Origin of the sequence: Pseudomonas sp. KT_2_4, assembly GCF_041410225.1 — a bacterium.
GTDB classification, from domain to species: domain Bacteria; phylum Pseudomonadota; class Gammaproteobacteria; order Pseudomonadales; family Pseudomonadaceae; genus Aquipseudomonas; species Aquipseudomonas paracarnis.
This window is the reverse complement of the sequence record NZ_CP166962.1, coordinates 849,090-871,794: the sequence shown is the minus strand read 5'-3', so window position 1 is coordinate 871,794 and position 22,705 is coordinate 849,090. Positions and strand designations below refer to the sequence as shown.

Below are 22,705 nucleotides of genomic sequence, written 5' to 3'. Positions count from 1 at the left end.
TATTTCTCTATGTCCCGGTCAAATCTTGTTTCAATTGATATGGATCAAAGGCCTTTGAAACCGCCACAACTGTTTGAAATTAAAATGAAACACAAATGTCCTAACGTGCCTGCCCATTGCTGATGAAGGAAGACCCCGCGTGACCCGAGCCACCCGCAACCTGCGCAAGACCCTGGATTCCGTCGCGGAAAATAACGAAACCGCGGCCTTTGACCTGATGCGCGCCGTGGAAAAACTCGGCGATGAAGTGCTGCGCCAGCGCCTGCTCAATACCATCCACCGGCTGAACCAGGATGCGTATGAATTGCGCGAAGCGCGGGATTCGGTGGAGCAGGTATCAGTCAAGCTCGCCTGAGCAAGATCGTTCAAGACAAGCCTTCGTTCGTGCTGGCATGCTTGTCGACTGTCTGTCGATGAGCCGTTTTCCATGCCCACTGCATTGCCTCATTACGCCTTCACCCGCGGCGCCATCGCCGTCATTCCCTTATCCCTGGCCTGTGCGCCCTGGGGGTTGCTGGCCGGCTCCATGGCCATCGACGCGCAATTTACCCCGCTGCAAGCCCAAGGCTTGTCTGCCATTGTGTTTGCCGGTGCCGCACAACTGGTGGCCATCGGCATGGTCAAGAGCGGTGCCAGCCTGATTTCCATCGTGCTGACCACCTTGCTGCTGACCTCCCAGCACCTGCTCTATGGCATGCATATGCGTCCCACACTGTCTTCGCTCAACACCCGCTGGCGCATGAGCCTGGGGTTTTTGTTGACCGATGAATTCTTTGCCCTGGTCAACCACTATGACCGCCAGACCTTCAATCGCTGGTACGCCCTGGGCGTCGGCCTGACGTTTTACCTGATCTGGAACCTCTTCACCCTCGCCGGCATTGTGCTGGGCAAGAGCATTCCCGGCCTTGATCAGTTGGGGCTGGAGTTCTCGATTGCCGCCACCTTTATCGCCTTGATCACCCCCGTGGTGCGCGACGTGCCCACGGTGGTATGCGTTGCCGTGGCACTGCTGAGCTCGGTCTGGTTGAGTTATCTGCATTGGGAGTCGGCGGTGGTGGTCTCGGGTGTGTTGGGGATGAGCGCGGGGTTTGCTTGTAAACGGCTGGGAGTGGGGCAACGATGATTTACCTGATGATTGTGGCCATGGGCCTGGTGGTGTTCTTCAACCGTTACCTGTTTATCGAGCCACGCTTGCCGGTACGGCTCAATCGCGGCGCGCGTGAATTTTTGGGCTTCGCCGTGCCGGGCATGCTCACGGCGATCTGCGGGCCGATTATTTTTCTGGCTGACCATCGGCTTAACCTGAGCCCGAGCAACCCTTACCTGCTGGCCGGCATCTGCGCCGTGGCGTTGATGTATTGGACGCGCAGCGTATTGACCACCGTGCTATTGAGCATGGCGCTGTTCTATCTGTTCCGTTGGTGGTTTTGATACCCAGGCAAAAAAAAGCCCGCGGGGTGGCGGGCAGAAGGGAGACTTCCAAAAAATGAGCCTGGCCACTATAGGCGGCGTGTTTGCCTTTCACAGTGAAACAAAGTTCATGGGCGCGTCAGTTGGCTTTCGCACAGTGGTAGAGTCACGGTTTTTCCAAGGAAGCAATGGCATGCACAAAGTGGTAATAGGCGCATTGATACTGGCGGCACTGGCCGGTTGTGCAGGTTCCAAGATGAAAGAGGCGCGCGCAGGCAGCCCCTACAAGACCCTGGCATCGGACAAGGCCACTCTGGTGGTTGCCCAATGCATCCAGTTCGGTTGGCAGGATGAAAGCGTGTTCGGCATCGATGCCGGCGGCTTCAAGGAAGCGACCGAGGCGGGTGGTTTTACGGTGTACACCACCGGTGGCGATTACTTTGTCGATGTACTCAGCACCGGCGCGGGTTCTACGGTCAACTACTACGCCGCACAGGACAATATGCCAGCCAAACGTCGCCTGGCAGCACTGGCCACTTGTCTGTAAGTCGGTTGCCTTAGTCATATTCAGAAACGCCTGGCGGGACAGCCGCCGGGCATTGGCTTATGATTCACTCGCTCGTTCGACGTGATGGCTCTTTACCGGTACACGGATGTCGAGGCTTAAACGTCGAACGAGCTCCTCAACCCCACCTCAACGGGGCATGAAACCCAAGTGCCAGCGTCGCGGAATCAACAGTGTCGCCACCCCCAAGGCCCCAGCCAACGCACCACTGACCCACAATGCGCGCAGGCCCATCTGCTGTTCCAGCAGTGCACCGATCACAGCGCCAATGAACATTCCGCCCCACGGAATCAATTGCACGCGCCAGCCATTGCGGCGCTCGCCCAATAACCAACGGCCCAGCCCGCGACCAAAGCGTGACAGCGCTCCGGTGACGTAGGTCAGCCCCACCGGTAACCCGTTCACCTCCTCGACGGCCGCATTGAGCATGCCCATGGCAATGATCGCTGCGAGCAACGCGGGCAAGGTATCGGTCGATGGCCACAACGCCGCAGCACAGAGCAAGGCGCCGATGCACAGCAATAAGGGCAACGCATGGCGCTTGCTGAAACGGCTGACCAGCACGCCCAAGGCATTACCGACCACGAAGGTGGCGACCAGCAGCACCAGCCGCCCGGTGAGCCCCAGGTCGCCCGCACTGATGGCCACCGCCAGGCGCGTGGTGTTACCGCTCATGAACGAGACGAAATCGCCGCTGGCCATAAAACCGATGGCATCGGTCATACCCGCCAGCACCGACAGACAAGCCACCAGCATCAAGCCCACCCGCCCGCGCCAGCGCTGTCGATGGGCGAGCGTGGCATTGGTGTAAGGCTTGCGAGACGAAGGCAGCATGGGGCCGGTTTCCTCGGTGAGATTATCCGGCCACTACCGTAGGACGCTTTGCCTGTCTGCGCAATGACCTCAGACACGCTCCAGTTGCCAGCCGGTGGCGTGCCACGTCAGATGGTGAGTCGGCTCAATCGCCTGCAAGAATGCCTCGTCGTGTGATACGGCCAGCAGCGCGCCGGCAAACCCCTTCAATGCCTGCTCAAACGCCAGCACCGACTCCAGGTCCAGGTGATTGGTGGGTTCATCCAACAGCAGCAGTTGCGCCGGTGTTTCACGCCACAAGGCTACCGCCATCGCGGCTTTCAAACGCTCGCCGCCGCTGAGGTGCCCTGCCGGCTGCGTGACCCGCAGCGCGTCCAGCTGCAACAACGCCAGACGTGTGCGCAGTTCGGCTTCGGCCAGGGGCGTGTCGAGCAGGTTGAGTTGCTCGACAAGGCTGCGACGGTCGTCCAGCAGCGCCAGGTGCTGATCGATATAGGCGCTGGGCACCGCGACGCTGCACTTGCCACTGACCGCGCGCCGATGGCCCGCAAGCAGTTTGAGCAAGGTCGATTTGCCGCAACCGTTCGGCCCGCGTACGGCAACGCGAGCCGGGCCTGTCAGGTTGAGCGTCAGGTAGCTGGCGGGTGCTTGGGGATCAAGCCAGGGTAATTGCGCCTGTTCCAGCACCAGCACCTGGCGGCCATTCGGGACGGTTGAGCCTGGTAATGCGAGCAGTGTGGGCGTCTCATCCGCCACGCGCTCGTAAGCTTGGCGCACTTGGGCGTCGAGTTGGTTTTTGTGATCGTGATGGGCACTGCGTACCGTGCTGACAATCTCCTTGGCTGCGCTTTTCCAGCGGGCCTTGGTAAAACGGTCGACGTTGGCGGTCTCGGCCTGTTTACGTGCGCGTGCGGCGTGGCGCTGCAGGTCGTCGTGATCTTTTTGCAGGCGCCGACGCTCGCGGCTGCGGGCCAGACGCGCCTGTTCCCACGCAGCAATCGCGGCCTGCTGATGAGTGTCGCGTTGCTGGCGATAGGCATCGTAGTTGCCGCCATACACTTGAATGCCCAGGGGCGACAGCTCGATGATGCGGCCCATGGCATTGAGCAACTGTCGATCATGGCTGACCACCACCAGGCCACCGCGCCAATCGCGCAACACACGCAACAGCCAGTCGCGCCCGTCAGCATCAAGATGGTTGCTGGGCTCATCCAGAATCAGCAACTGCGGCGCCGCCAACAACGCCCCGATCAGCGCGACCCTGGCAAGTTGGCCGCCGCTGAGTTGATCGGCCGGGGTACTGCCACTGAGAGTCTGCAAACCCGCTGCATCCAGTGCCTGACGCAGGCGTTCGGCGAGGTCCCAGCGATCGTCGATCAGTTCCAGGTCACCGAGGCGTGCATCGCCCTGGCCCATTCGCTCAAGGGCAGCCAAGGCCGCGGCAGTTGCGGTGATATCGGCGATGGTTTGCCCTGGTTGAGCCGTGATGGCCTGGGGCACATAGGCAACGTGGGCCGGTTTTTTCAACGTGCCGGAGGAGGGCAGCAGCACGCCGGCGATCAACTTGGCCAGGATACTTTTGCCCCGTCCATTGCGCCCGACGATACCGGTAGGCGTTTGATCAATGGACAGGTTCACGTCGGCCAGCAAGGTTTCGCCATTGGCGAACTGGAAAGACAGGTGTTGCAGGGAAACAAGTGCGGGCAGCCGTTTGACGTCAGTCATCAGCACCTCCAAAAAAATGTCGAACAGGCCAACAAGCGCGCCAGGCGGCTCGTTGCAGATACATTTTGGAAGGCTTAGTTGTTCACGTCGGCGGTCATCCCGTGAGTCAGAAGGGAGGCAGAGCCTAACCCACCTAAACTTTGTGCGGCAAGTCTTCGGCCAGTTTTTCCAGGAACATTGCCAGCGCGACTTCTTCGGCTTTCAGGCCTTTGCGCACTCGCGGCTTGGGCAGCTTCGACAATTCACCGAGGCTGAAATGCTCAAGCACCGCCGGGTGGATATAGCACTTGCGACACACCGCCGGCGTATTGCCCAACTGCCGGGCGACATCCTTGACCATCGCCACCACATGCCGCTTAGCGTCGGATTCGGGCTGCCACGCCAACTCGCGCAACACCGCCAGCGCCATTGCTGTGCCGGCCCAGGTGCGGTAGTCCTTGGCGGTAAAGTCTTCGCCGGTCAGGCGGTGCAGGTAGTCGTTGACGTCCTGGGAGCTGACGGTATGCCGCTCACCGTCTTCGTCCAGGTACTGGAACAGGTTTTGCCCTGGCAATTCCATGCAACGCTTGACCACCCGGGCCAGGCGCCGATCCTTGACGCTGACTTGGTGCTCCACGCCACTCTTGCCACGAAACTGGAACTGGATCTCGCTGCCCTTGATGTCCACATGGCGGTTGCGCAGGGTGGTCAGGCCGTAGGATTTGTTTTCACGGGCATATTGGGTATTGCCGACGCGGATCAGCGTGGCGTCCAGCAACATCACCACCGTGGCCAACACCTTTTCGCGGGTAAACCCCGGCTCGGCGATTTGTGCTTCGAGCTGTTTGCGCAATCTGGGCAAAGCGGCGCCAAAAGCCTGTAAGCGCGAGTACTTGTCGCTGTCGCGCACCTCGCGCCAGCGTGGGTGGTAACGGTACTGCTTACGGCCACGGGCGTCGCGGCCGGTGGCTTGCAGGTGGCCGCGAGGGTCGGCGCAGATCCACACATCGGTGTAGGCGGGTGGCACCGCCAAGGCGTTCAGGCGTTTGATTTCGTCCGCGTCGGTAATGCGCTCGCCTTTGGCGTTCAGATACTGGAATTTGCCTCGCACTTTTTTACGGCGGATGCCGGGCTGGGTGTCATCCACATAATGCAGGTCGCGAGGCAGGTCGGCGGGTAACGAAGAGTCAGGCATGGGGCGGGTTCCTTGGCAACAAATCAGGCCGGTATGTCTGATTGACCGCAGCGCCCTGCGGTCGTGCCAAATGCTTAAGCCAGTACGGCCACCGCCTTGATTTGCGCCCACAACGTCTGGCCCGGATGCAGTTGCAATTGGTCGCGGGAGAAGCGCGTGATGCGCGCCAGTAACGGCGTGCCGCCGGCGTCCAGGCGCACCAGCACATGGGCGCTGTTGTCCGCGCCGATAGTCTGGGTGACGGTCACCGGCAAGCGGTTGAGGATGCTGCTGTGTTCTTGGGCCTGCAGGCTCAGGCTTACATCCCGCGCCTGGACCTTGACCCGCAGCGGGTTGCCCACCGCCAGCGGGACATGGGCCACGCGCATCTGCAACGGGCAATCGGGCAACTGCAGAGTGAGCAACTGATAGTGCGCGTCGTAGGCAACGACGCTCCCGGTGATCACCACGCCAGCATCGTCGCCCAGCGCCAGGGGCAGGTCGAGGCGCGCCAGGGTCTCGCCGATCGGGCCACTGGCCAGGGCCTTGCCGTCGCTGAGCAGGACGATATGGTCGGCCAGTCGCGCCACTTCGTCCTGGGCATGGCTGACGTAGAGCACCGGGATATCCAGTTCGTCGTGCAGGCGTTCCAGGTAAGGCAATATCTCGCTTTTGCGCTGGCTGTCCAGGGCCGCCAGCGGTTCATCCATCAACAACAACTTGGGGCTGGTGAGCAAGGCGCGGGCGATGCCGATGCGCTGGCGCTCGCCGCCGGACAAGTGTTGCGGATGACGCTCAAGCAAGTGCCCGATACCCAACAGTTCGGTGGCCTGGGCCATGTCCACGCGCCGTTGCGGGCGTGGGATACGTTTGAGGCCGAACTCCAGATTGGCGAGCACCGACAGGTGAGGAAACAGGCTCGCCTCTTGGAACACATAGCCCAGGGCGCGTTTATGCGGCGGCACAAACAGCCCTTTGCGGCTGTCTTGCCACACCTCGTCGTTGATGTGCACAAAACCGTGTTCGGCGCGTTCCAGACCGGCGATGCAGCGCAGGCAGGTGGTCTTGCCTGAACCGGAATGTCCGTACAGCGCGCTCACGCCACGGCCGGGCAATTGCAGGTCCACATCCAGTGCGAAGGCGGAGTATTTCAGGTGCAGGCGTATATCCATCATCGCGATCAACTCCAGCCCATCTTGGTTTTACGGCTGGAATAGAGCGCCAGCAACACGAGGAAGGCGAATACCACCATGGCCCCGGCCAGCCAATGGGCCTGAGCATATTCCATGGCTTCGACGTGGTCGTAGATTTGCACCGAGACGACACGGGTCTTGTCCGGGATATTGCCGCCGATCATCAGCACCACGCCGAACTCACCAACGGTATGGGCGAAGCCCAGAATCGAGGCGGTGATAAACCCAGGGCGTGCCAGCGGCAGGATCACCGTGAAAAACGTATCCCACGGGTTGGCGCGCAAGGTCGCGGCCACTTCCAGCGGGCGCGTGCCGATGGCAGAAAACGCATTCTGCAACGGCTGCACCACGAAGGGCATGGAGTAGATCACCGAGCCAATCACCAGCCCGGCGAAACTGAAGGTGAGGGTGCCCAGGCCCAGCCACTGCGTGAATTGGCCGACGTACCCATTGGGCCCCATGGCCAACAGCAAGTAAAAGCCGATGACCGTTGGCGGCAACACCAACGGCAGTGCGACCACTGCGCCGATGGGGCCGCGCCACTTGGAACGGGTGCGCGACAGCCACAGGGCGATCGGTGTGCCGATGATCAACAGGATCAGGGTGGTCAACGAGGCCAGTTTGAGGGTCAACCAGATCGCAGAAACATCAGCACTTGTCAGGGGCATTTACAGCTCGTAACCGTAGGATTTGATAACGGCAGCCGCTTTCGGGCCTTTGAGGTAGTCCACCAGGGCCTTGGCGGCGGCGCTGTCCTTGCCCTTGTTGAGGATCACGGCGTCCTGTTTGATCGGGTCATGCAGGGAGGCCGGAACAATCCACGCCGAACCGCCGGTGACTTTGCCGTCTTTGTAGATTTGCGACAAGGCCACAAAACCCAGCTCGGCGTTGCCGGTAGACACAAACTGATAAGCCTGGGTGATGTTCTGGCCCTCGACGAGCTTGTCCTTGACCTTGTCAGTCAAGCCTTCCCTGGCCAGTACCTGGGTGGCGGCCAGGCCGTAGGGCGCTGTTTTGGGGTTGGCGATGGACAAGTGCTTGAATTGGTTTTTCTTCAGCACATCACAGTTGGCATCCACATAGCCTTCTTTGGCCGACCACAGCGCCAGGGTGCCGACCGCGTAGGTGAAGCGTGAACCCTTGACGGTAGCGCCTTCGCTTTCGAGTTTTTGCGCGGTGGTGTCATCGGCGCTGAGGAACACTTCAAACGGCGCGCCATTCTTGATCTGGGTGTAGAACTGCCCGGTGGCACCGTAGGCCGCGACCAGTTTATGGCCGGTGTCTTTCTCGAAGTCGGCGGCAATCGCCTGGATCGGGGCGGTGAAGTTGGCGGCCACGGCCACCTGCACTTCATCGGCATGGGCCGTACCCAAGGCAAAGGCGGCAAGCAGGGGGGCCAGGCGCGAAACGCGGGTCATCATGAAGCAACTCCTTGAAGGTGTACGGCAGGTTGTAGGTAAAAAGGCTTACCGCTATGTATGGGAATATATAGCGGTAGGCTATTGCCGGTACAGCACCAAGTTGCTGCGCAGGTCAGTCGCGGGTGAATCTGGCTATCGCGTGCTCGGCCAATTCGCGGGTCAGGTCATAGGTGGACAGGTTTTTGCCCAGCCTCAGGGCCTGGCCCGCCCACAGGTTGCTGAAACCGGCTTCATCCTTGGCCTTGAGTGGCATTAATGCGCCTCCGGCTTTGGGGAACGCCGGCGCCGCTGGGTTGATTGCGCCGAGTTCACGCATCACCCGGTTGACGATGCCCCGCGCCGGGCGGCCGGTGAACAGGTTGGTCAGCGCGGTTTCGCTGGCCTGGGCATGGCGCAGCGCATGGTGATGGGCGGCGCTTACAGTGGCTTCGGGCGTGAACAGGTACGCCGTGCCGATCTGCACCGCCGAAGCGCCGAGGGCAAAGGCCGCAACGATGCCGCGTGCATCGGCGATTCCGCCCGCAGCAATCACCGGCACGCTGACCGCGTCGACGATCTGTGGCAGCAGCGCCATCAAGCCGATCTGGCTATTGAGGTCATCGCTGAGAAACAGGCCACGGTGCCCACCCGCTTCGATGCCCATGGCGATGATCGCGTCGCAGCCGTGCTGTTCCAGCCACACGGCTTCCTCGACGGTGGTGGCCGATGACAGCACCTTGGCACCGGTGGCTTTTACCCGGTCCAGCAAAGACTTCTCTGGCAGGCCAAAATGAAAGCTCACCACTTCTGGCCGAAACGCTTCCACCACCTGGCAGGCTGCGTCATTGAACGGCGCACGGTTGGACACCGGGGTTGGCGCATCAAAGTCGGCGCCCAGCTCATGGTAGTAAGGTTGCAGCAAGGCCTTCCAAGCCTGATCCCGCGCTTCATCGGCATCGGACGGTTGATGGCAGAAGAAGTTGACGTTCAGCGGCGCATGATTGGCCTGGCGAATGAGGGCCAAGGCCTCGCGCAGTTGCTCCAGGCTCAGCGCCGCCGCAGGCATGGAGCCCAGGGCACCGGCTTGCTGAGCGGCGATGACCATGGCGGTGGTCGTCGCGCCAGCCATCGGCGCCTGGATGATCGGCACCTCAATGCCCAACAGGTCAAGAATGCGGGTGTCTGGCCAGGTGCTCATGGGTTGCTTCTCCAGCGTTAGTAGGGCTTTTCGCTGTTTTAGCAGGGCAATCAGCACCCGGCCAGTCTGTTTTATTCACTGGACGGGAGCGGCGTTTTGTGGGGCTGGGTTTCGCGCTCAAGTAACTGGCGCTTGCGCTCTACGCCCCAGCGGTAGCCCGACAGCTCGCCATTGCTGCGCACCACGCGATGACAGGGAATCGCCACCGCCAGGTGGTTGGCACCACACGCCTGGGCCACGGCGCGAAAGGAGGAGGGTGCGCCGATACGCTCGGCAATCTGCGCATAGCTGGCGGTGCTGCCCGCAGGGATTTCGCGCAACGCCTGCCACACCCGCTCCTGAAAGGCCGTGCCGCGCAGGTCCAAGGGCAAATCCAGGCCCACGGCAGGGGCCTCGACAAAGCCAACGACCTGGGCCACCAGTTGTTCGAACCCCTGATCCGCGCCGATCAACTCAGCCTTGGGAAACTGGTCTTGCAGGTCGCGCACCAGTTTGTCCGGATCATCACCCAATAAAATCGCACACACGCCACGTTGGCTTTGCGCCACCAGAATCGCCCCCAGCGAGCACTGGCCAACGGCAAAGCGGATGGTGTTATTGGCGCCGCCGCCTTTGTAATCTCGCGGTTTCATGCCGAGCACCTGGTCGGCGGCTTCATAAAAGCGGCTATTGGAATTAAAGCCCGCGTCGTACAGGGTGTCTGTCACCGAATGCTGGCCCTTGAGGCCGTCGCGCACTCTGCGCGAACGCAGGGCGCTGGCGTAACCCTTGGGGGTCAACCCGGTGTTGGCTTTGAATACGCGGTGAAAGTGAAACGGACTCAGCCCGGCGGATCGGGCGAGCGCGTCCAGGCTAGGCGGGGTTTCGGCTTGTTCGATTTGCCGGCAGGCTTCGGCCACTAACTGCCCATGGTGTGCAGCCAACTGCGTCTGGTCGCCGGCAGCGCGTTTACTGGGACGATAACCGGCGGCTTCGGCCTGCGCCGGCGTGTCGAAAAATTCGACATTCTCCGGGCGCGGCAAACGCGAAGCGCTGCTGGGGCGGCAATACACGCCGGTGGTTTTCACGCCGTAGACAAACAAGGCGTCAGCCTTGGCATCACGGGCAATAATGGCAGCCCAGCGCGGATCGTGTTCGTTGTTCATGGCCTGCACTCTTGACGGTTCAGGAGCAGATTAAGCCTGCCGCTCGTCATCGACACTCCGAAGCTTGCGGTCAAATTAGCCCGCGGTGCGAAAGGTCAGGTTGATGCGCTGCGGGCCCATGATCGAATGCAGGCCGTCTTTGATCGGCATCACGCCATGAAAGCGCAGGCGATCAACGCCGCCCCACACGACCACATCACCATGAAACAGCGAGACCTTTTGGGTGTTGTCGCTGCGCGCATGCCCACCGAACAGGAAAATCGCCGGCAGCCCCAGGGACACCGAGACCACGGGCGCGCTGTAGTTGCGCTCGTTCTTGTCCTGGTGCAGGGACATCTTCGCCCCCGGTACGTAACGGTTGATCAGGCAGGCATCGGGTAGAAAACCGCTGAAACCGGCCTCGATTGCCGCTGTCACGGCCAGTTGGCGCAACGTCTCGGGCATGGCGGGCCAGGGCTGCTGGTTGCGCGGGTCGAATGGGCTGTAGCGATAGCCACGGGCGTCGGTGGTCCAGCCCAGCTCGCCGCAACTGCTCAGCGCCGCCGACATGGTAAAGCCGCCGGGGGTGACCATCTGCCGAAACGGTGATTGAGCCAGGACACGCCGCAGTTCAGGCAATAACCGCTCGATCCAGGGCAAGGCATAGCCCCTCAGTACATACGACTCTTCGCCAATTTGCTCGCGCCCGGCAGGCTGTTGCAGGGCCTCATCGGCAAACAAATCGGCGGTAGGGCCTGGCATGGCTTACAGCGCCTTGCTCACGTTGATGTCGGTGATTTCGTCGCTGGCATCATGAATTTTTGCCAAGGCTTGCTTGGCTTCTTCGACGCTGTTGTTTTGCAACTGGGCAAATTCAAAGCGGCGTTCGCCGTTGAGCTTGTACTTGATGACGTATTTGGTTGTGGTGGTCACAGCTTTTTTCCTGTCAGGTGTTCGGGTCAGCTCAGCTTGCTGCTGGTACGACGAACGATACGAATCTTGTGGGACAACGCAGGCTTGCGGGTCACGCTGATGGCGCGACGGGTCACCACATCCAAGGTGATGTTCCAGAAGCCGGTGCTGGGCGCGGTGATCTTGGCCGGGAATTTATCAAATGCGCCGCCGTGGTAGGTATGGCGGCCGCCATTTTTGAAGCTGCGAAAGTTCGCATCGCTCATCAGGCGAATATTGCAGGTCTGCGAGCATTCGATGACGACAATGTCTCCCTCGTTGAGGTGCTCACGCTGGTGGATGAATTTCATGGGGTGTCTCCAGAAGGGCTTTTTCTGAAAAATCAGAACGATACGTAGGTTAAGATGGAGTTTATCAGCCCCAGCGCGTTTATTATCGGGCCGTCGTCGACGACTTCGACAATTTAAAACAGTTATTTACCGAGTTATCACAGATAAATCCTACGTTGGTGGGAGAAAATTACCATCCCCGCTGTCGTAGGGTCTTTATCGGAGGTTTTTGTATGAAGTGGAGTGTGTTGGTGCTGGCCTTGGCAATAGGTGGGTGTGCTTCGGTTGCAGATATCAAGCAGACCCCGCCAACATTGGTGGTCATCTCAGGGAAGAAGCCGCAGGAATATGCGGCGTGCGTGGTGCGCAAATTGGAGGCGACCCGTCGGCCGCCGCAGATCGAGCCCCATAAAGACGGCATTCAGGTGATCGTGCCGCAGAAGTTCTCGGCAGACCCGTCGGCGATCTTTGAAATTGAAGACCGCTCCAGCGGTAGCAGCATCAAGCTTTATGAAAGCATGTCCAATGTGCCCATCCGCCCGGGCGACGTGAAGAAGGCAGGGGAAGAGTGCATTTCCGGTTGAGCCACAGGCCTACCCCTCAAACCCGATAAAAAAAGCCATCACCCTGCAGGGACGGCCTGCATCCGTTAAACTGTCGGGCATTCACTACAAAGATGCCGCTCAAACCCTGGGTTTGAGCGGCATTTGTTTTTCTGGAAAGCCCGTTATGAAACGAGAACACGTCAAAGCCCGCCATGCCGAAGGGCAGATCTCGGCCACCCATGTCATCCAGAACCCCGCCGATCTGGGCGAGTGGATCGTGTTTTTCAAGAAGAGCGGCGGGCGCAGCTACTTCCTGGTGGACGAACAGGATGAGGTCGAATCATTTGCTCGCCTGGATGACTTGATCGAAACCCTGCGTGGCCTGGGGATCAAGTTCGCTGAAGTGCACCTGTAGCAGCGTTACTTGCAGACCACCACCACGCTACGGCCTTTGAAGTTGCCCACGTCCTGGCCCAGGGTCTTGTCGCTTTCCTTGAGTGCCGGCGTGCCATTGGTGCCAACGATGCGGTAACCGGTGCCGGCGCAGGATGCGTCCGCTTTCTCGTAGCAACTGGCCCATGAATTGGCCTCGCCCGAGCAGTCGATGGTCAAGCCTTGTTCACCATTTTTCAGCACGGTGTCGGAAGCGGTGGTGCAGCCGGCGAGTGCCAGTACCGCGGTCAGTGCCAGGATTTTTTTCATAGAGGTTCGTCATCGAGGGTATTGGAAGGGCGCGCTGACACTGTCGTGGCGTTGTTGAAGGTTATAGCGAACTGCCATCTAGGTACAGACAAACAAAAAAGCCCCGCTTAACGGGGCTTTAAAAGCGGTGCAACGAGGCTTACTTGGTTTTCGGCCGCTTGCTCGATGCATGGCCTGCCTCATCTACAAACACTTCGGCGACGGCGATCGCCATGCTTTCGGTCTCGAATACGCCGGCAACGCTGTCACCGTGAAAATTGATCAAGTGCCAGCCGTCCGCTCGCTTCGTGATCAGGTAGCCGTTTACACCTTTGGGTTCTGACATCTGTTGGCAATCTCGTGGTCTTGGTTCAAGGCGCCCATGATAGCGCCAAATGCCGGGGCGGGGCGCAAGTTGTTGCGGGTCAGTGCCAGGGGCGCCAAAGCGTGCTAAAACCAATGCAGCCCTTCTAAACAAGGGGCCAAGTCGGATTCTGGCCGACCGTTGGTGATGCGCTATGCAGCATCAGCGGAACTTACGCCGACATTTTTTCTCTATGATGACATTGCAACGCCAGCAGGACCCCATTGTAAGGTGACTGCGGCCTGATTAGACTGCGCCGAATTCCGTACGCACAGCCCTTTGTAAGGACTCATATGATCAAGAAATGCTTGTTCCCAGCAGCCGGTTACGGCACTCGCTTCTTGCCAGCGACCAAAGCCATGCCCAAAGAAATGCTGCCAGTGGTGAACAAGCCACTGATTCAGTACGGTGTGGAAGAGGCACTGGATGCCGGTTTGAACGAGATCTCCATCGTCACGGGTCGTGGTAAGCGCGCGCTGGAAGACCACTTCGACATCAGCTATGAGCTGGAAAACCAGATCAAGGGCACCGACAAGGAAAAATACCTGGTCGGTATCCGTAAACTGCTCGACGAGTGCTCGTTCTCCTACACCCGTCAGACCCAGATGAAAGGCCTCGGCCACGCCATCCTTACCGGCCGCCCGCTGATCGGTGATGAACCCTTCGCCGTGGTCCTGGCGGACGACCTGTGCGTCAACCTGGAAGGCGACGGTGTGCTGACCCAGATGGTCAAGCTCTACCAGAAATACCGCTGCACCATCGTTGCGGTAATGGAAGTCAACCCAACCGAAACCAATAAGTACGGTGTTATCGCCGGCGACGATATTGGCGATGGCCTGATCCGCGTACGCGACATGGTCGAGAAACCAGCACCGGAAGACGCGCCATCGAACCTGGCGATTATCGGTCGTTACATCCTCACGCCGGACATCTTCAAGCTGATCGAAGAAACCGAGCCAGGCAAGGGCGGCGAGATCCAGATCACCGACGCTCTGCTCAAGCAAGCCAAAGACGGCTGCGTGATTGCCTACAAGTTCAAGGGCCAGCGTTTCGACTGCGGCGGCGCTGAGGGCTACATCGAAGCGACCAACTTCTGCTACGAGCATTTCTACAAGACGGGCAAGGCTTACTGATTCACGCTTGCCGGTACGTTTTAAGCGAAAGCCACCTTCGGGTGGCTTTTTCGTTTTTCAGCCCCATGTAAGTCGGTATGCTGGTGTCCTGCCGAGGAGAGTGAAATGGCCTACGATTTTGACCTGTATGTAATTGGCGCCGGTTCCGGCGGTGTTCGCGCGGCGCGTTTTGCCGCAGGCTTTGGCGCCAAGGTGGCGGTGGCCGAGAGCCGCTACCTGGGTGGCACCTGTGTGAACGTCGGCTGCGTGCCAAAGAAGCTGTTGGTGTACGGCGCGCATTTTGCCGAAGACTTTGAACAGGCCAGCGGCTTTGGCTGGTCCCTGGGTGAGGCGAACTTTGATTGGGCGACCCTGATCGCCAACAAGGATCGTGAGATCAACCGCCTCAACGGTATCTATCGCAACCTGTTGGTCAACAGCGGCGTGACCCTGCATGAAGGGCATGCACGCCTGGTCGATGCCCATCAGGTGGAGATCAACGGTGAGCGCTTCACTGCCAAGCACATCCTGATTGCCACCGGCGGCTGGCCGCAGATCCCTGAGATTCCAGGGCGCGAGCACGCCATTGGCTCCAATGAGGCATTCTTTCTTAAAGAGCTGCCCAAGCGCGTGCTGGTAGTGGGTGGTGGTTATATCGCCGTTGAGTTCGCCGGCATCTTCCACGGCTTGAGCGCCCAAACGTCATTGCTGTATCGCGGCGATCTGTTCTTGCGCGGCTTTGACGGTTCGGTGCGCAAACACCTGCAAGAAGAGCTGACCAAGCGCGGCCTGGACTTGCAGTTCAATGCCGACATCGAGCGCATCGACAAGCAGGCCGACGGCAGCCTCAAGGCCACTTTGAAGGATGGCCGCGTGCTGGAAGCCGATTGCGTGTTCTACGCCACTGGCCGCCGTCCGATGCTGGATAACCTGGGCCTGGAAAATACCGGGGTCAAACTGGACGAGCGCGGTTTCGTCGCGGTGGATGATCTCTACCAGACCGCCGAGCCGTCGATCCTGGCGATTGGCGATGTGATTGGTCGTGTGCAACTGACGCCGGTGGCCCTGGCTGAAGGCATGGCCGTGGCGCGGCGGTTGTTCAAGCCCGAGCAATACCGCCCGGTGGATTACGCCAATATCGCGACGGCGGTGTTCAGCCTGCCGAATATCGGCACAGTCGGCCTGACTGAAGAGGATGCACGCCAAAATGGCCACAACGTGCAGATCTTTGAAAGCCGGTTCCGGCCGATGAAGCTGACCCTGACCGATTGCCAGGAAAAGACCTTGATGAAGTTGGTGGTCGACGCCGACACCGACAAAGTGTTGGGTTGCCACATGGTCGGCCCGGATGCGGGTGAGATCGTGCAAGGGCTGGCGATCGCGCTCAAGGCGGGCGCGACCAAGCAGCATTTCGATGAAACCATCGGCGTGCATCCTACGGCGGCGGAAGAATTCGTCACCATGCGCACGCCTGTGGCGCCCTGATCAGCTTGGCTCTGCTGCCTCTGGCACCGTTGCAACGACGGTCGCCAGGCGCAGGGCTTCGATGCTTGCCTGGGCCTTGATCAGGTCCAGCTCAAGCGCCTTGTTGTGCTGCTGATATTCAAGCAGTGACGCTTGGCGCGATTGGCTGTCCAGCACGGCAACCCGTAGGCGCTCCTGGAGCAGGGTGCGCTCGCTGTCGATCTGGCTGAGCTGTTCCTTGAGTTTCAACTGTAGCGCCTGGTCCTGGCGAGCGTGCTCCTGCAGCGTATTCAATTCCTTGGTTGTCACTCGCTGCTCACTCAGCAGGCGCTCGTTGTCGCGATGCAGTTGCGTGATTTCGTCCTGGCGCACCAGAGCGCTTTGCTGGGCCTGACGCAATTCGGCCTGTACCTGTTGCAACTGGCCCTCATGGCGACGCTGTTCCTGTTCACGCTGCTCCTTGATGGCAGTGCGGTAATGCTCAAGCGCATCGCGGGCGTGCAGGTGCTTTTCTTCCAGTGAGCGAATCTGCTCGTCTTTGTCGTTGAGCCTTAGCTCGTAGTCGCTGCACGCCTGGCTCAGCCCGGCGTTACGGGTTTGCTCGGCCTGCAGGCTGGTGCTGGCGGTTTGCAGCGCCGCGCTTTCTTCAGCGAGGGCAGCGGCCTGGATATCAAATTGCTGTTTGAGCTGGGTGTGCGCTTCTTCCAGGGTTTCTAACTGGGCGAGCAGGGCGGCTTTTTGTTGCTCGAATTGCGCCAGGGCCAGGTCGATCGGCTCTTGGGCCTTCTCTTTCAGGCGTTGGGACAGGCGTGCGACCAGTTCACCAAGCTCATCGTCGATCGGCGCTTGGGTGATGGTCTGGCGCGTCTCACTTTCGTCCAGCTCTTTCAAATAGCGATGAATGGTGGTTTTCGAGCCGGTATTACCCATTTCGATACGCACCGCATCGATGCTGGGGTTTTCGCCACGGGCGAGGATCGCCAGGCGTGCCGTTTGCACTACTGCTTTGTTTATGCCGCCGCGAGCCATGGGGTCTCCGTCGATTTAGTACTGTGGTACATGGTATGTATATACATACTATAACATGATTAAAAACTCGTTGAAATTCATGATTTAACAGATGGGATATTGGCGTATTATCCCGTGTCATAAGCATTTTCATCAGCCATTCACCCGTCAGCGGTACGAAAAGACGCCTATGAGGGGTTGTAAGCCGGAAACCCAGAAATTTCCGTCAGCCGATCAACATGGCTTGTCTCGCGCTTGGTCGATGAGTTCCTGCATCGCCCGCATGACTTCTTCGTGGGTGTATGTTGGCGCTGATGGAAAATTGACCCACCCTGCCGATTGAAATTTGACCCAGGGCGGATTGCTGATTTTGTTACCAGCAACTGTGGATAAGTCTACCAGCGCAGCTGCTGTTGCCCCCACTCCTTCGCTAGCCCAGTTCAGTTGTTTAAGACCTGCCACACGCAGCCATGTAGCAGGCCGTCGTCGCCATGAAATCAGAACGGCTCATCGTCCTCCGGTTCCTGGCTGCCCTTACGCTTTCGCTCCCGTGATTTGATCTTGGCCTGGGCCGCCAAGCTACTGACTGCCACATCGCCACCAACTGCGCCCGCAGAGCCCCGGTGCGGTTGGATTTACCTTACAACATTGTAATGAAGTTTTTCGAAACGGGCTCGGTAGGAGCGTGTCATAATTCAGTGTCTGCTAACAGGCTGATGAGCCGTATCGGTCAGTAGGCACCGACGACATACAACTATCGAACCCTGGAGAACGCAATGACAAACTCAATGTTCGCTTCCTGTATCCAAGCTTGTTCGAACTGCGCCCTTGTGTGCGAAACGTGCGCCTCTGCTTGCCTGCGTGAGGATGACGTAAAAATGATGGCACGCTGCATCGAGCTTGACCGCGACTGCGCGGACATTTGTAGGTTGGCCGCCATACTGATGAGTCGCGAAAGTGATTACGCTAAAGAATTTTGTGCCCTTTGCGCCAAGATCTGCCGTGCATGCGGAGAGGAATGCGCGAAACATCAAGTGGATCACTGCCAAGAGTGTGCCAAAGCGTGCATGAAGTGCGCTGAAGAATGCGAGCGCATGGCTGCGTAACATTCGCGACTTGCTGCTCTGGCAAAGCTCGTCATCTCGTTGCCAGAGCAGCTTCGCCGGAATGACCTTATATCCCAGCATGTGCAGTTGAAGCTAAGCCAGCTGACTTGCTAGCAGAAAAGGCCTAGATATCCGCTGGCCGAGCTCACCCAAACCGTAAGCGTTCATTCCACGACGTACTGGACTTACTTTACGTCCCGAAGGGGCCTTAGCAATTCCGGTGAGACCTTGTACTGTTTCGTGCCGTTCTCGGCCAGGACGATCACGCTCTTGCGGTTGATCTTGGTGACGATCCCCATAGTCAAGCCAGTTCGGCTTTCGAAGGTCACCTTCAGCCCCACGTGCAGCCGACTCAGCGCCTGCAGGTTTTCTTGATCTTGCAGTTCATCAATGCGCCGGCAGATCATTCGGTTCAGCTCCAATAGCTGATCGATGCTCATGTCTTCAATGCGCATGGAGGGTGCCCTTTGGCTGTGCGGTCTGTCGATCAGAATGGCGCGGATCGATCAGCGAGCGTAACGGATTATCGGCGAACCGGGTCTTCCAGAGCCGAGGCGTCAGGTCAGCGACCTTGCTGGCCGGGTGCTGACTGATGCGCTGCAGCACGTCCACCAGATAGGTGTACGGGTTGATGTCGTGCAGTTTGCACGTAGTGATCAGGCTCTGGATGATGCCCACGTGTTCCGCGCCGAGTTCAGTCCAGCAGAACAGCCAGTTCTTGCGTCCCATGGGAATGGGGCGCAGGGCCCGTTCCAGGTGGTTGGTGTCTGGCTGGACGTCTGGGTCTTCCAGGAAGACGGTCAGGCTGGCTTCACGGCTGAGCACGTAGTTCAGTGCTTTGGTCAATAAATCACTGGGCAGCAGACCGCCCTGTGCCAGTTGATCCCGGCACCATTGGAAGAAGTCGCTGACCACCGGCTTTGAGTGGAGCAGCCGGTACTGGCGTTTCTTTTCGCCGGTCAGTTGCTGGACGCGGATCTCTTCTTCGTTGGTGTATAGCTTGGCAATCTGCTGAAGGGCTTCGGTGGCAGTTATCGGGTGGTCCTTCTGCGCCTCAATGAAGTAACGACGACTGTGCACCCAGCACTGCGCGTGGATGATGTTCTGCTGTGCGGCGGCATAGCGGGCATAAGCAGCATAGCCGTCACTGATCAGAGTTCCGCTGAACTGTTCGTTCAGTACCTGCTCGATATGGGCTCGGCCTCGACTGTTCGAGTAAGTGAACACCACTTCATCGGCATCGCCGTATAACGGCCAGAACCAGCCGGATTTCATCTTGCCTTTTTGTGGGCCTGCCCGACCCTGGTGGCCAGCTTTAATCGGCGTCTCATCCATCGCCAACACCCGGCTGCGCAGAACATTGTCGGTCTGGGCATCCACGATCGGCCGCAGCAGATCAATAGATCGCTTGATCAGATTGGTGAGGGTGCTGCGGCTGAGGGTAATACCCGCTTGCTGGATGCGTTGGTGTTGGCGATACAGCGGTAGGTGAAACTGGAACTTGTCGACCATCAGACCCGCCAACAAGCTGACGTCGGCCAGGCTGTTGTCCAGTACGTTGGACGGGGCCGGCGTGGTCACGGGCTTGTCGCTGCCCTTGCGCCGAAATACGGGGCGTTCCACTTGCAACACCACGTAACTGGACGTCCGCTGGGCCAGCCGATAGGTCGTTTTGGTGCCAAGGATGTCGTACTGGTCGGCGTCGGGGCCGCTTAGCTCCGGCGGCAGGTGTTCAACAACTTCCACTGGCACGTCCGCTGTAAAACGCAGACCCGTATCGTTCAGGCAGTCGTCGTCCCGCTGTTTCTTTCCGGTGCCTCGCTGATAAGCCCGAACCGGGCGTTTCTCCGCATCGAGAGGCTTCTCCGGGCTAGCCGCATCATTCGATTGGAACAGGCCGCCCTGCTCCGGGAGGTCATACACCTGCTTCTCGGACTTGGGGCCGAACAGCTGCTTCTTGAACCAGTCCAACTGCCGCTGCATGACCTGTAGCTGCTCACGCAACAGGGCATTCTCCTCGGCCAGTACCGAGTAGGAAGGGGCGTTGGAATAGGACGCGGAAGCCATTGAATTCATGGCCGATATTATACCGGAACACAACCCGCTACGTGCCCCGAAAACGCTTGAACTGACGGTACTTTTGCACCTCGATACCGTCAATCAGCAACTGGAGATCAGTCAGGTTTAAGGGGCGCTGTCCCGAAGAAGACGGCCGTACCCGGAACTGCCCCTGCTCCAGTCGCTTGGCCCACAGGCAGTAGCCCGTGGGCGTGAAATACAACATCTTCATTTGGGTCTTGCGACGGTTAACGAAGACAAAATACTGCCCGCTGAGCGGATCTTGCTTGAGTTGATTGCGGACCAGAGCGCTCAGCCCCCGGAAGGATTTGCGCATATCCGTGGGCTCGGTGCACAGCCAGATCCGGGCCTGGCTATCCAGACCGATCATCTGATCTGGCTCAGCCTTAGCTCAACACCATTACCCAGGCTCAGCACGATATTCCAGCCGCTTCCGGGAGAGGCCGAGTCATCCATCAGCGATGACAGATCCAGGAAGCTGGCATAACCAGAATCCGCAGCCTCACCGACCGGCTGACTCAACAGGCGCTTGCGCCAACTACAGAAGCTGGCATAACCGAGTTTGTGCTCCTTGCAGAACTGCGTGGCCGACAGGCCGCTGTCACGCTGCTGACCGATTAGGACTTGCCACTGTTCTGCGGTGCGGTGTTTTCTCATGGGGTTGTAAGCCGGAAACCCAGAAATTTCCGTCAGCCGATCAACATGGCTTGTCTCGCGCTTGGTCGATGAGTTCCTGCATCGCCCGCATGACTTCTTCGTGGGTGTACGACTTGGCGTTGGGGTCGTCGGCCTCTCGGAGAGCTTCCTCGACCTCGCGGGTCATCCGCGCATATTCTTCCGGCCACAGCGCTTGCTCCATGCGCAGCGACGCCTGCCCAAGCAGGTGCAGCAGGCCGAACAGCCGCATGTCATTGGTGGCGACGACGTGCTCTCGAATCCGCTCCTGGATCACCTCGCAGGCCCGATGCGCCTCTGGCGTCGCCGTGCCCTCGTAGCCGGCTGGGAGTTCTGCTTCTTCAGCGATTCGCGCCCAAGCGATAGCCGGTGGACAGGTTCATTTGCTCATCCACTTGCGCAGCAGACGCTTTTTCAGGGAGGCGCGCTCTTGCGGATTGCGTCCCTTGTGGTTGGCAATGCGATCCGCCGTGGCGGCCTGGCGCTTGATGGGCCAGTAGGAGCGGCCATCCTTACCCATCGACCAGACGTTGCTGACCTGGTTTTCCAGTAGAGGCAGATGGGCGCATAGAGCTTCCGGCGACGCGCTGGCCAGCGCGGTGCGCTCGTGAGTTCGCCAGCGCTGATGCCAGAGTTTCTTGTCCTCGCGCTCGCTACGGCAGGTCGTGTGCCCAACGATGGGCGTTTTGCGGCGGCTGCGGCTCATGATGTGGTTGTCTCCAAGAACATTCAGGACAGGCTTTCTGGGTAGAGCGCCGTCAACCGGGACAGGGTTTCTTGCACTTGTTCCAGCGAGGTCATCAGATGATCAACCTGATCCTGAAGATCCACGGCGAGATCAAATAGCTCAGCCACTCGGCTGCGTGATCCCTCGTTGAACGCGGCCATTGCCAGTTGATGCAGCTTCAACAGGTCGGTGCGCAGTTGCGGAGGTGCGCCGTCTGCGCTGTCATTCAAATCGCCGCGCAGCACGTCCACGGCATCGACTGCACGCAGCAGTGCCGTGGTATCGAAATTCTCGGGAGTCAGTTCGTCCCATTCGTCGTCGGTGATGCGGGCTGCCATCAGGAGGGCTCCGATTAAGCGGTTGCGAGCGTTAGATGCCCGATCGGCTCGGCTGCTGGCCGTACCTTGATTTCGATGTCGTAGCCGAGGCGATTCAGACAATCCATCAGCTTGCGTTCGGATAGATTGGTGAAGTCGCCGCGCATCATGCCCGACACCTTCGGTTGCGGGATGCCCATGCGTTTGGCCGCCGCTTGTTGAGTCAGCCCAAGGGCGCGCATGGCCCTCCTGATCTCGACCACCAGGCCGGTCTTGATCTTGAGCTTTTCAGCGTCAGGCAGTCCAAGGTCGGCAAAGACGTTGCCCGAGCTGCGCTGAACCTCGACGCCTTCAATGATTCGTTTTTGCATTTCGTAGCTCCTGTGCCAATACCTCGGCCACCTTCAGCCGAGCGCGGATGATGTCCATGTCGGCCTTTGGCGTGGCGATTCCGCTCTTGCTCTTCTTCTGGAAGCAGTGCAGGACGAACACCGCTTCCGCAAACTTGACCGTGTATACCGCTCGATAGGTGCCGCCGGCATCGTCTTCGACGACCTCCAGCACGCCGGCACCACCGAACCCCTTGAGCACCTTTGCTGCGTCATCCTGATCGCCTATCTGCGCCAACGAGAGCGCGTAACCGAAACGGCGACGCACGTCGGACGGCAACGCCATCAAATCCTTGTGGCTGCTCGCGATCCATTCGAGCGGTTTTTCTTTGTTTGTCATGACGGAATTTTATACCTGTTCAGGTAATGATGTAAACGCGGCAACCTCAAGGAGGTGTCGTAAAACATTTGTTTTG

The 22,705-nt window shown here is 59.3% G+C and carries 32 protein-coding genes and 1 pseudogene; 9 read left to right on the top strand and 24 right to left on the bottom strand.

The features are described from left to right. Window positions 1–139 precede the first annotated feature (139 nt). From AB9N64_RS03960 to AB9N64_RS03945, 4 genes are all read left to right on the top strand, one after another. Entirely contained in the window at window positions 140–355 is a 216-nt protein-coding gene (locus tag AB9N64_RS03960; protein ID WP_003191339.1) for a hypothetical protein, read from the top strand. Between the two features lie 72 nt (window positions 356–427). After that, window positions 428–1,123: an AzlC family ABC transporter permease gene (locus AB9N64_RS03955; protein WP_014718528.1), complete on the top strand. Its 696-nt coding sequence runs from the start codon at window positions 428–430 to the stop codon at window positions 1,121–1,123. Next, entirely contained in the window at window positions 1,120–1,431 is a 312-nt protein-coding gene (locus AB9N64_RS03950) for an AzlD domain-containing protein (RefSeq protein WP_014718527.1), read from the top strand. Before AB9N64_RS03955 ends, AB9N64_RS03950 begins: the two co-directional genes overlap by 4 nt. Before the next feature lie 172 nt (window positions 1,432–1,603). Next, window positions 1,604–1,957, top strand: a complete 354-nt coding sequence (locus AB9N64_RS03945; protein ID WP_014718526.1) for a hypothetical protein — start codon at window positions 1,604–1,606, stop codon at window positions 1,955–1,957. Between the two features lie 147 nt (window positions 1,958–2,104). Here AB9N64_RS03945 and AB9N64_RS03940 read toward each other — a convergent pair whose 3' ends face one another. The 11 genes from AB9N64_RS03940 to AB9N64_RS03890 form a co-directional block, all read right to left on the bottom strand. Further along, window positions 2,105–2,809 (bottom strand): YoaK family protein, encoded by a 705-nt coding sequence (locus tag AB9N64_RS03940; protein WP_014718525.1) that lies wholly within the window; start codon window positions 2,807–2,809, stop codon window positions 2,105–2,107. A gap of 69 nt (window positions 2,810–2,878) precedes the next feature. Beyond that, window positions 2,879–4,513 (bottom strand): ABC-F family ATP-binding cassette domain-containing protein, encoded by a 1,635-nt coding sequence (locus AB9N64_RS03935; protein WP_014718524.1) that lies wholly within the window; start codon window positions 4,511–4,513, stop codon window positions 2,879–2,881. A 133-nt stretch (window positions 4,514–4,646) separates the two neighbouring features. Further along, on the bottom strand, window positions 4,647–5,687 hold the full coding sequence (locus tag AB9N64_RS03930; protein WP_072434596.1) for a DNA topoisomerase IB: 1,041 nt from the start codon (window positions 5,685–5,687) through the stop codon (window positions 4,647–4,649). Between the two features lie 74 nt (window positions 5,688–5,761). After that, window positions 5,762–6,841 carry a molybdenum ABC transporter ATP-binding protein gene (gene modC / locus AB9N64_RS03925; RefSeq protein WP_014718522.1) on the bottom strand — a complete coding sequence of 360 codons (1,080 nt, stop codon included), beginning with the start codon at window positions 6,839–6,841 and terminating at the stop codon, window positions 5,762–5,764. A gap of 5 nt (window positions 6,842–6,846) precedes the next feature. Further along, window positions 6,847–7,527, bottom strand: a complete 681-nt coding sequence (gene modB, locus AB9N64_RS03920; protein WP_072434594.1) for a molybdate ABC transporter permease subunit — start codon at window positions 7,525–7,527, stop codon at window positions 6,847–6,849. Continuing rightward, entirely contained in the window at window positions 7,528–8,280 is a 753-nt protein-coding gene (gene modA / locus AB9N64_RS03915) for a molybdate ABC transporter substrate-binding protein (protein ID WP_371359975.1), read from the bottom strand. A gap of 112 nt (window positions 8,281–8,392) precedes the next feature. Continuing rightward, complete coding sequence (locus AB9N64_RS03910; protein ID WP_014718519.1) at window positions 8,393–9,457, bottom strand: nitronate monooxygenase family protein; 1,065 nt, start codon at window positions 9,455–9,457, stop codon at window positions 8,393–8,395. 71 nt (window positions 9,458–9,528) lie between these two features. Further along, a complete protein-coding gene (gene ada / locus AB9N64_RS03905) occupies window positions 9,529–10,602 on the bottom strand; it encodes a bifunctional DNA-binding transcriptional regulator/O6-methylguanine-DNA methyltransferase Ada (RefSeq protein ID WP_014718518.1) in 1,074 nt (357 codons plus the stop codon). A 75-nt stretch (window positions 10,603–10,677) separates the two neighbouring features. Further along, entirely contained in the window at window positions 10,678–11,343 is a 666-nt protein-coding gene (alkB, locus tag AB9N64_RS03900) for a DNA oxidative demethylase AlkB (protein ID WP_020302754.1), read from the bottom strand. A 3-nt stretch (window positions 11,344–11,346) separates the two neighbouring features. Next, window positions 11,347–11,514: a hypothetical protein gene (locus tag AB9N64_RS03895; protein WP_014718516.1), complete on the bottom strand. Its 168-nt coding sequence runs from the start codon at window positions 11,512–11,514 to the stop codon at window positions 11,347–11,349. A 26-nt stretch (window positions 11,515–11,540) separates the two neighbouring features. After that, window positions 11,541–11,843: a DUF1883 domain-containing protein gene (locus AB9N64_RS03890; RefSeq protein ID WP_003191319.1), complete on the bottom strand. Its 303-nt coding sequence runs from the start codon at window positions 11,841–11,843 to the stop codon at window positions 11,541–11,543. Window positions 11,844–12,055: 212 nt separating this feature from the next. Between AB9N64_RS03890 and AB9N64_RS03885 the strand changes: the two genes are divergently transcribed. Both AB9N64_RS03885 and AB9N64_RS03880 read left to right on the top strand, forming a co-directional pair. Continuing rightward, entirely contained in the window at window positions 12,056–12,406 is a 351-nt protein-coding gene (locus AB9N64_RS03885; protein ID WP_003191317.1) for a hypothetical protein, read from the top strand. A gap of 145 nt (window positions 12,407–12,551) precedes the next feature. Continuing rightward, complete coding sequence (locus tag AB9N64_RS03880; protein WP_003191314.1) at window positions 12,552–12,782, top strand: hypothetical protein; 231 nt, start codon at window positions 12,552–12,554, stop codon at window positions 12,780–12,782. Between the two features lie 5 nt (window positions 12,783–12,787). On the opposite strand, the gene AB9N64_RS03875 is transcribed toward AB9N64_RS03880, so the two are convergent. Then, window positions 12,788–13,069, bottom strand: a complete 282-nt coding sequence (locus AB9N64_RS03875) for a hypothetical protein (protein ID WP_014718514.1) — start codon at window positions 13,067–13,069, stop codon at window positions 12,788–12,790. A gap of 139 nt (window positions 13,070–13,208) precedes the next feature. Beyond that, on the bottom strand, window positions 13,209–13,394 hold the full coding sequence (locus AB9N64_RS03870; protein WP_003191311.1) for a hypothetical protein: 186 nt from the start codon (window positions 13,392–13,394) through the stop codon (window positions 13,209–13,211). Between the two features lie 311 nt (window positions 13,395–13,705). On the opposite strand from AB9N64_RS03870, the gene galU reads away from it, so the two are divergent. Then, window positions 13,706–14,545, top strand: a complete 840-nt coding sequence (galU, locus tag AB9N64_RS03865; RefSeq protein WP_003173830.1) for a UTP--glucose-1-phosphate uridylyltransferase GalU — start codon at window positions 13,706–13,708, stop codon at window positions 14,543–14,545. A 105-nt stretch (window positions 14,546–14,650) separates the two neighbouring features. Beyond that, window positions 14,651–16,009, top strand: a complete 1,359-nt coding sequence (gene gorA, locus AB9N64_RS03860; protein WP_282399080.1) for a glutathione-disulfide reductase — start codon at window positions 14,651–14,653, stop codon at window positions 16,007–16,009. On the opposite strand, the gene AB9N64_RS03855 is transcribed toward gorA, so the two are convergent. After that, the gene (locus AB9N64_RS03855; protein ID WP_020302756.1) at window positions 16,010–17,017 is read right to left on the bottom strand and encodes a DNA-binding protein; all 1,008 of its coding nucleotides are present in this window, start codon (window positions 17,015–17,017) and stop codon (window positions 16,010–16,012) included. It lies immediately after the preceding gene. A 476-nt stretch (window positions 17,018–17,493) separates the two neighbouring features. Beyond that, window positions 17,494–17,580: pseudogene (locus tag AB9N64_RS03850) on the bottom strand (AAA family ATPase); the annotation flags it as partial. Window positions 17,581–17,772: 192 nt separating this feature from the next. On the opposite strand from AB9N64_RS03850, the gene AB9N64_RS03845 reads away from it, so the two are divergent. After that, on the top strand, window positions 17,773–18,102 hold the full coding sequence (locus AB9N64_RS03845) for a four-helix bundle copper-binding protein (protein ID WP_032489165.1): 330 nt from the start codon (window positions 17,773–17,775) through the stop codon (window positions 18,100–18,102). A 185-nt stretch (window positions 18,103–18,287) separates the two neighbouring features. Here the strand turns inward: AB9N64_RS03845 and AB9N64_RS03840 are convergent, their stop codons facing one another. The 9 genes from AB9N64_RS03840 to AB9N64_RS03800 are packed head-to-tail and all read right to left on the bottom strand — an operon-like array spanning window position 18,288 to window position 22,629. Further along, complete coding sequence (locus AB9N64_RS03840) at window positions 18,288–18,557, bottom strand: hypothetical protein (protein ID WP_003458515.1); 270 nt, start codon at window positions 18,555–18,557, stop codon at window positions 18,288–18,290. Further along, on the bottom strand, window positions 18,547–20,178 hold the full coding sequence (locus tag AB9N64_RS03835; protein WP_004423346.1) for an IS66 family transposase: 1,632 nt from the start codon (window positions 20,176–20,178) through the stop codon (window positions 18,547–18,549). Before AB9N64_RS03835 ends, AB9N64_RS03840 begins: the two co-directional genes overlap by 11 nt. A gap of 28 nt (window positions 20,179–20,206) precedes the next feature. Further along, window positions 20,207–20,551 carry an IS66 family insertion sequence element accessory protein TnpB gene (gene tnpB / locus AB9N64_RS03830; protein WP_004423345.1) on the bottom strand — a complete coding sequence of 115 codons (345 nt, stop codon included), beginning with the start codon at window positions 20,549–20,551 and terminating at the stop codon, window positions 20,207–20,209. Beyond that, on the bottom strand, window positions 20,548–20,838 hold the full coding sequence (locus AB9N64_RS03825; RefSeq protein WP_004423344.1) for a hypothetical protein: 291 nt from the start codon (window positions 20,836–20,838) through the stop codon (window positions 20,548–20,550). Before AB9N64_RS03825 ends, tnpB begins: the two co-directional genes overlap by 4 nt. Before the next feature lie 40 nt (window positions 20,839–20,878). Then, on the bottom strand, window positions 20,879–21,220 hold the full coding sequence (locus AB9N64_RS03820) for a hypothetical protein (protein WP_025999701.1): 342 nt from the start codon (window positions 21,218–21,220) through the stop codon (window positions 20,879–20,881). A gap of 15 nt (window positions 21,221–21,235) precedes the next feature. After that, window positions 21,236–21,562 carry a hypothetical protein gene (locus AB9N64_RS03815; protein ID WP_000091614.1) on the bottom strand — a complete coding sequence of 109 codons (327 nt, stop codon included), beginning with the start codon at window positions 21,560–21,562 and terminating at the stop codon, window positions 21,236–21,238. A 23-nt stretch (window positions 21,563–21,585) separates the two neighbouring features. Beyond that, window positions 21,586–21,921 carry a hypothetical protein gene (locus AB9N64_RS03810; RefSeq protein ID WP_000741275.1) on the bottom strand — a complete coding sequence of 112 codons (336 nt, stop codon included), beginning with the start codon at window positions 21,919–21,921 and terminating at the stop codon, window positions 21,586–21,588. 14 nt (window positions 21,922–21,935) lie between these two features. Beyond that, window positions 21,936–22,271, bottom strand: coding sequence for a helix-turn-helix domain-containing protein (locus AB9N64_RS03805; RefSeq protein WP_001172026.1), 336 nt, complete (start codon window positions 22,269–22,271; stop codon window positions 21,936–21,938). Continuing rightward, window positions 22,252–22,629 carry a type II toxin-antitoxin system RelE/ParE family toxin gene (locus AB9N64_RS03800; protein ID WP_003151133.1) on the bottom strand — a complete coding sequence of 126 codons (378 nt, stop codon included), beginning with the start codon at window positions 22,627–22,629 and terminating at the stop codon, window positions 22,252–22,254. The genes AB9N64_RS03805 and AB9N64_RS03800 overlap by 20 nt, the downstream gene beginning before the upstream one ends. Window positions 22,630–22,705: the final 76 nt, after the last annotated feature.

Excerpts from the sequence above, each read along its gene's own strand:
- AB9N64_RS03955 (WP_014718528.1), top strand. The coding sequence starts at position 428 with ATGCCCACTGCATTGCCTCATTACGCCTTCACCCGCGGCGCCATCGCC.
- AB9N64_RS03950 (WP_014718527.1), top strand. The coding sequence starts at position 1,120 with ATGATTTACCTGATGATTGTGGCCATGGGCCTGGTGGTGTTCTTCAAC.
- AB9N64_RS03945 (WP_014718526.1), top strand. The coding sequence starts at position 1,604 with ATGCACAAAGTGGTAATAGGCGCATTGATACTGGCGGCACTGGCCGGT.
- AB9N64_RS03940 (WP_014718525.1), bottom strand. The coding sequence starts at position 2,809 with ATGCTGCCTTCGTCTCGCAAGCCTTACACCAATGCCACGCTCGCCCAT.
- AB9N64_RS03935 (WP_014718524.1), bottom strand. The coding sequence starts at position 4,513 with ATGACTGACGTCAAACGGCTGCCCGCACTTGTTTCCCTGCAACACCTG.
- AB9N64_RS03930 (WP_072434596.1), bottom strand. The coding sequence starts at position 5,687 with ATGCCTGACTCTTCGTTACCCGCCGACCTGCCTCGCGACCTGCATTAT.
- modC (WP_014718522.1), bottom strand. The coding sequence starts at position 6,841 with ATGATGGATATACGCCTGCACCTGAAATACTCCGCCTTCGCACTGGAT.
- modB (WP_072434594.1), bottom strand. The coding sequence starts at position 7,527 with ATGCCCCTGACAAGTGCTGATGTTTCTGCGATCTGGTTGACCCTCAAA.
- modA (WP_371359975.1), bottom strand. The coding sequence starts at position 8,280 with ATGATGACCCGCGTTTCGCGCCTGGCCCCCCTGCTTGCCGCCTTTGCC.
- AB9N64_RS03910 (WP_014718519.1), bottom strand. The coding sequence starts at position 9,457 with ATGAGCACCTGGCCAGACACCCGCATTCTTGACCTGTTGGGCATTGAG.
- ada (WP_014718518.1), bottom strand. The coding sequence starts at position 10,602 with ATGAACAACGAACACGATCCGCGCTGGGCTGCCATTATTGCCCGTGAT.
- alkB (WP_020302754.1), bottom strand. The coding sequence starts at position 11,343 with ATGCCAGGCCCTACCGCCGATTTGTTTGCCGATGAGGCCCTGCAACAG.
- AB9N64_RS03890 (WP_003191319.1), bottom strand. The coding sequence starts at position 11,843 with ATGAAATTCATCCACCAGCGTGAGCACCTCAACGAGGGAGACATTGTC.
- AB9N64_RS03885 (WP_003191317.1), top strand. The coding sequence starts at position 12,056 with ATGAAGTGGAGTGTGTTGGTGCTGGCCTTGGCAATAGGTGGGTGTGCT.
- AB9N64_RS03880 (WP_003191314.1), top strand. The coding sequence starts at position 12,552 with ATGAAACGAGAACACGTCAAAGCCCGCCATGCCGAAGGGCAGATCTCG.
- AB9N64_RS03875 (WP_014718514.1), bottom strand. The coding sequence starts at position 13,069 with ATGAAAAAAATCCTGGCACTGACCGCGGTACTGGCACTCGCCGGCTGC.
- AB9N64_RS03870 (WP_003191311.1), bottom strand. The coding sequence starts at position 13,394 with ATGTCAGAACCCAAAGGTGTAAACGGCTACCTGATCACGAAGCGAGCG.
- galU (WP_003173830.1), top strand. The coding sequence starts at position 13,706 with ATGATCAAGAAATGCTTGTTCCCAGCAGCCGGTTACGGCACTCGCTTC.
- gorA (WP_282399080.1), top strand. The coding sequence starts at position 14,651 with ATGGCCTACGATTTTGACCTGTATGTAATTGGCGCCGGTTCCGGCGGT.
- AB9N64_RS03855 (WP_020302756.1), bottom strand. The coding sequence starts at position 17,017 with ATGGCTCGCGGCGGCATAAACAAAGCAGTAGTGCAAACGGCACGCCTG.
- AB9N64_RS03845 (WP_032489165.1), top strand. The coding sequence starts at position 17,773 with ATGACAAACTCAATGTTCGCTTCCTGTATCCAAGCTTGTTCGAACTGC.
- AB9N64_RS03840 (WP_003458515.1), bottom strand. The coding sequence starts at position 18,557 with ATGCGCATTGAAGACATGAGCATCGATCAGCTATTGGAGCTGAACCGA.
- AB9N64_RS03835 (WP_004423346.1), bottom strand. The coding sequence starts at position 20,178 with ATGAATTCAATGGCTTCCGCGTCCTATTCCAACGCCCCTTCCTACTCG.
- tnpB (WP_004423345.1), bottom strand. The coding sequence starts at position 20,551 with ATGATCGGTCTGGATAGCCAGGCCCGGATCTGGCTGTGCACCGAGCCC.
- AB9N64_RS03825 (WP_004423344.1), bottom strand. The coding sequence starts at position 20,838 with ATGAGAAAACACCGCACCGCAGAACAGTGGCAAGTCCTAATCGGTCAG.
- AB9N64_RS03815 (WP_000091614.1), bottom strand. The coding sequence starts at position 21,562 with ATGAGCCGCAGCCGCCGCAAAACGCCCATCGTTGGGCACACGACCTGC.
- AB9N64_RS03810 (WP_000741275.1), bottom strand. The coding sequence starts at position 21,921 with ATGGCAGCCCGCATCACCGACGACGAATGGGACGAACTGACTCCCGAG.
- AB9N64_RS03805 (WP_001172026.1), bottom strand. The coding sequence starts at position 22,271 with ATGCAAAAACGAATCATTGAAGGCGTCGAGGTTCAGCGCAGCTCGGGC.
- AB9N64_RS03800 (WP_003151133.1), bottom strand. The coding sequence starts at position 22,629 with ATGACAAACAAAGAAAAACCGCTCGAATGGATCGCGAGCAGCCACAAG.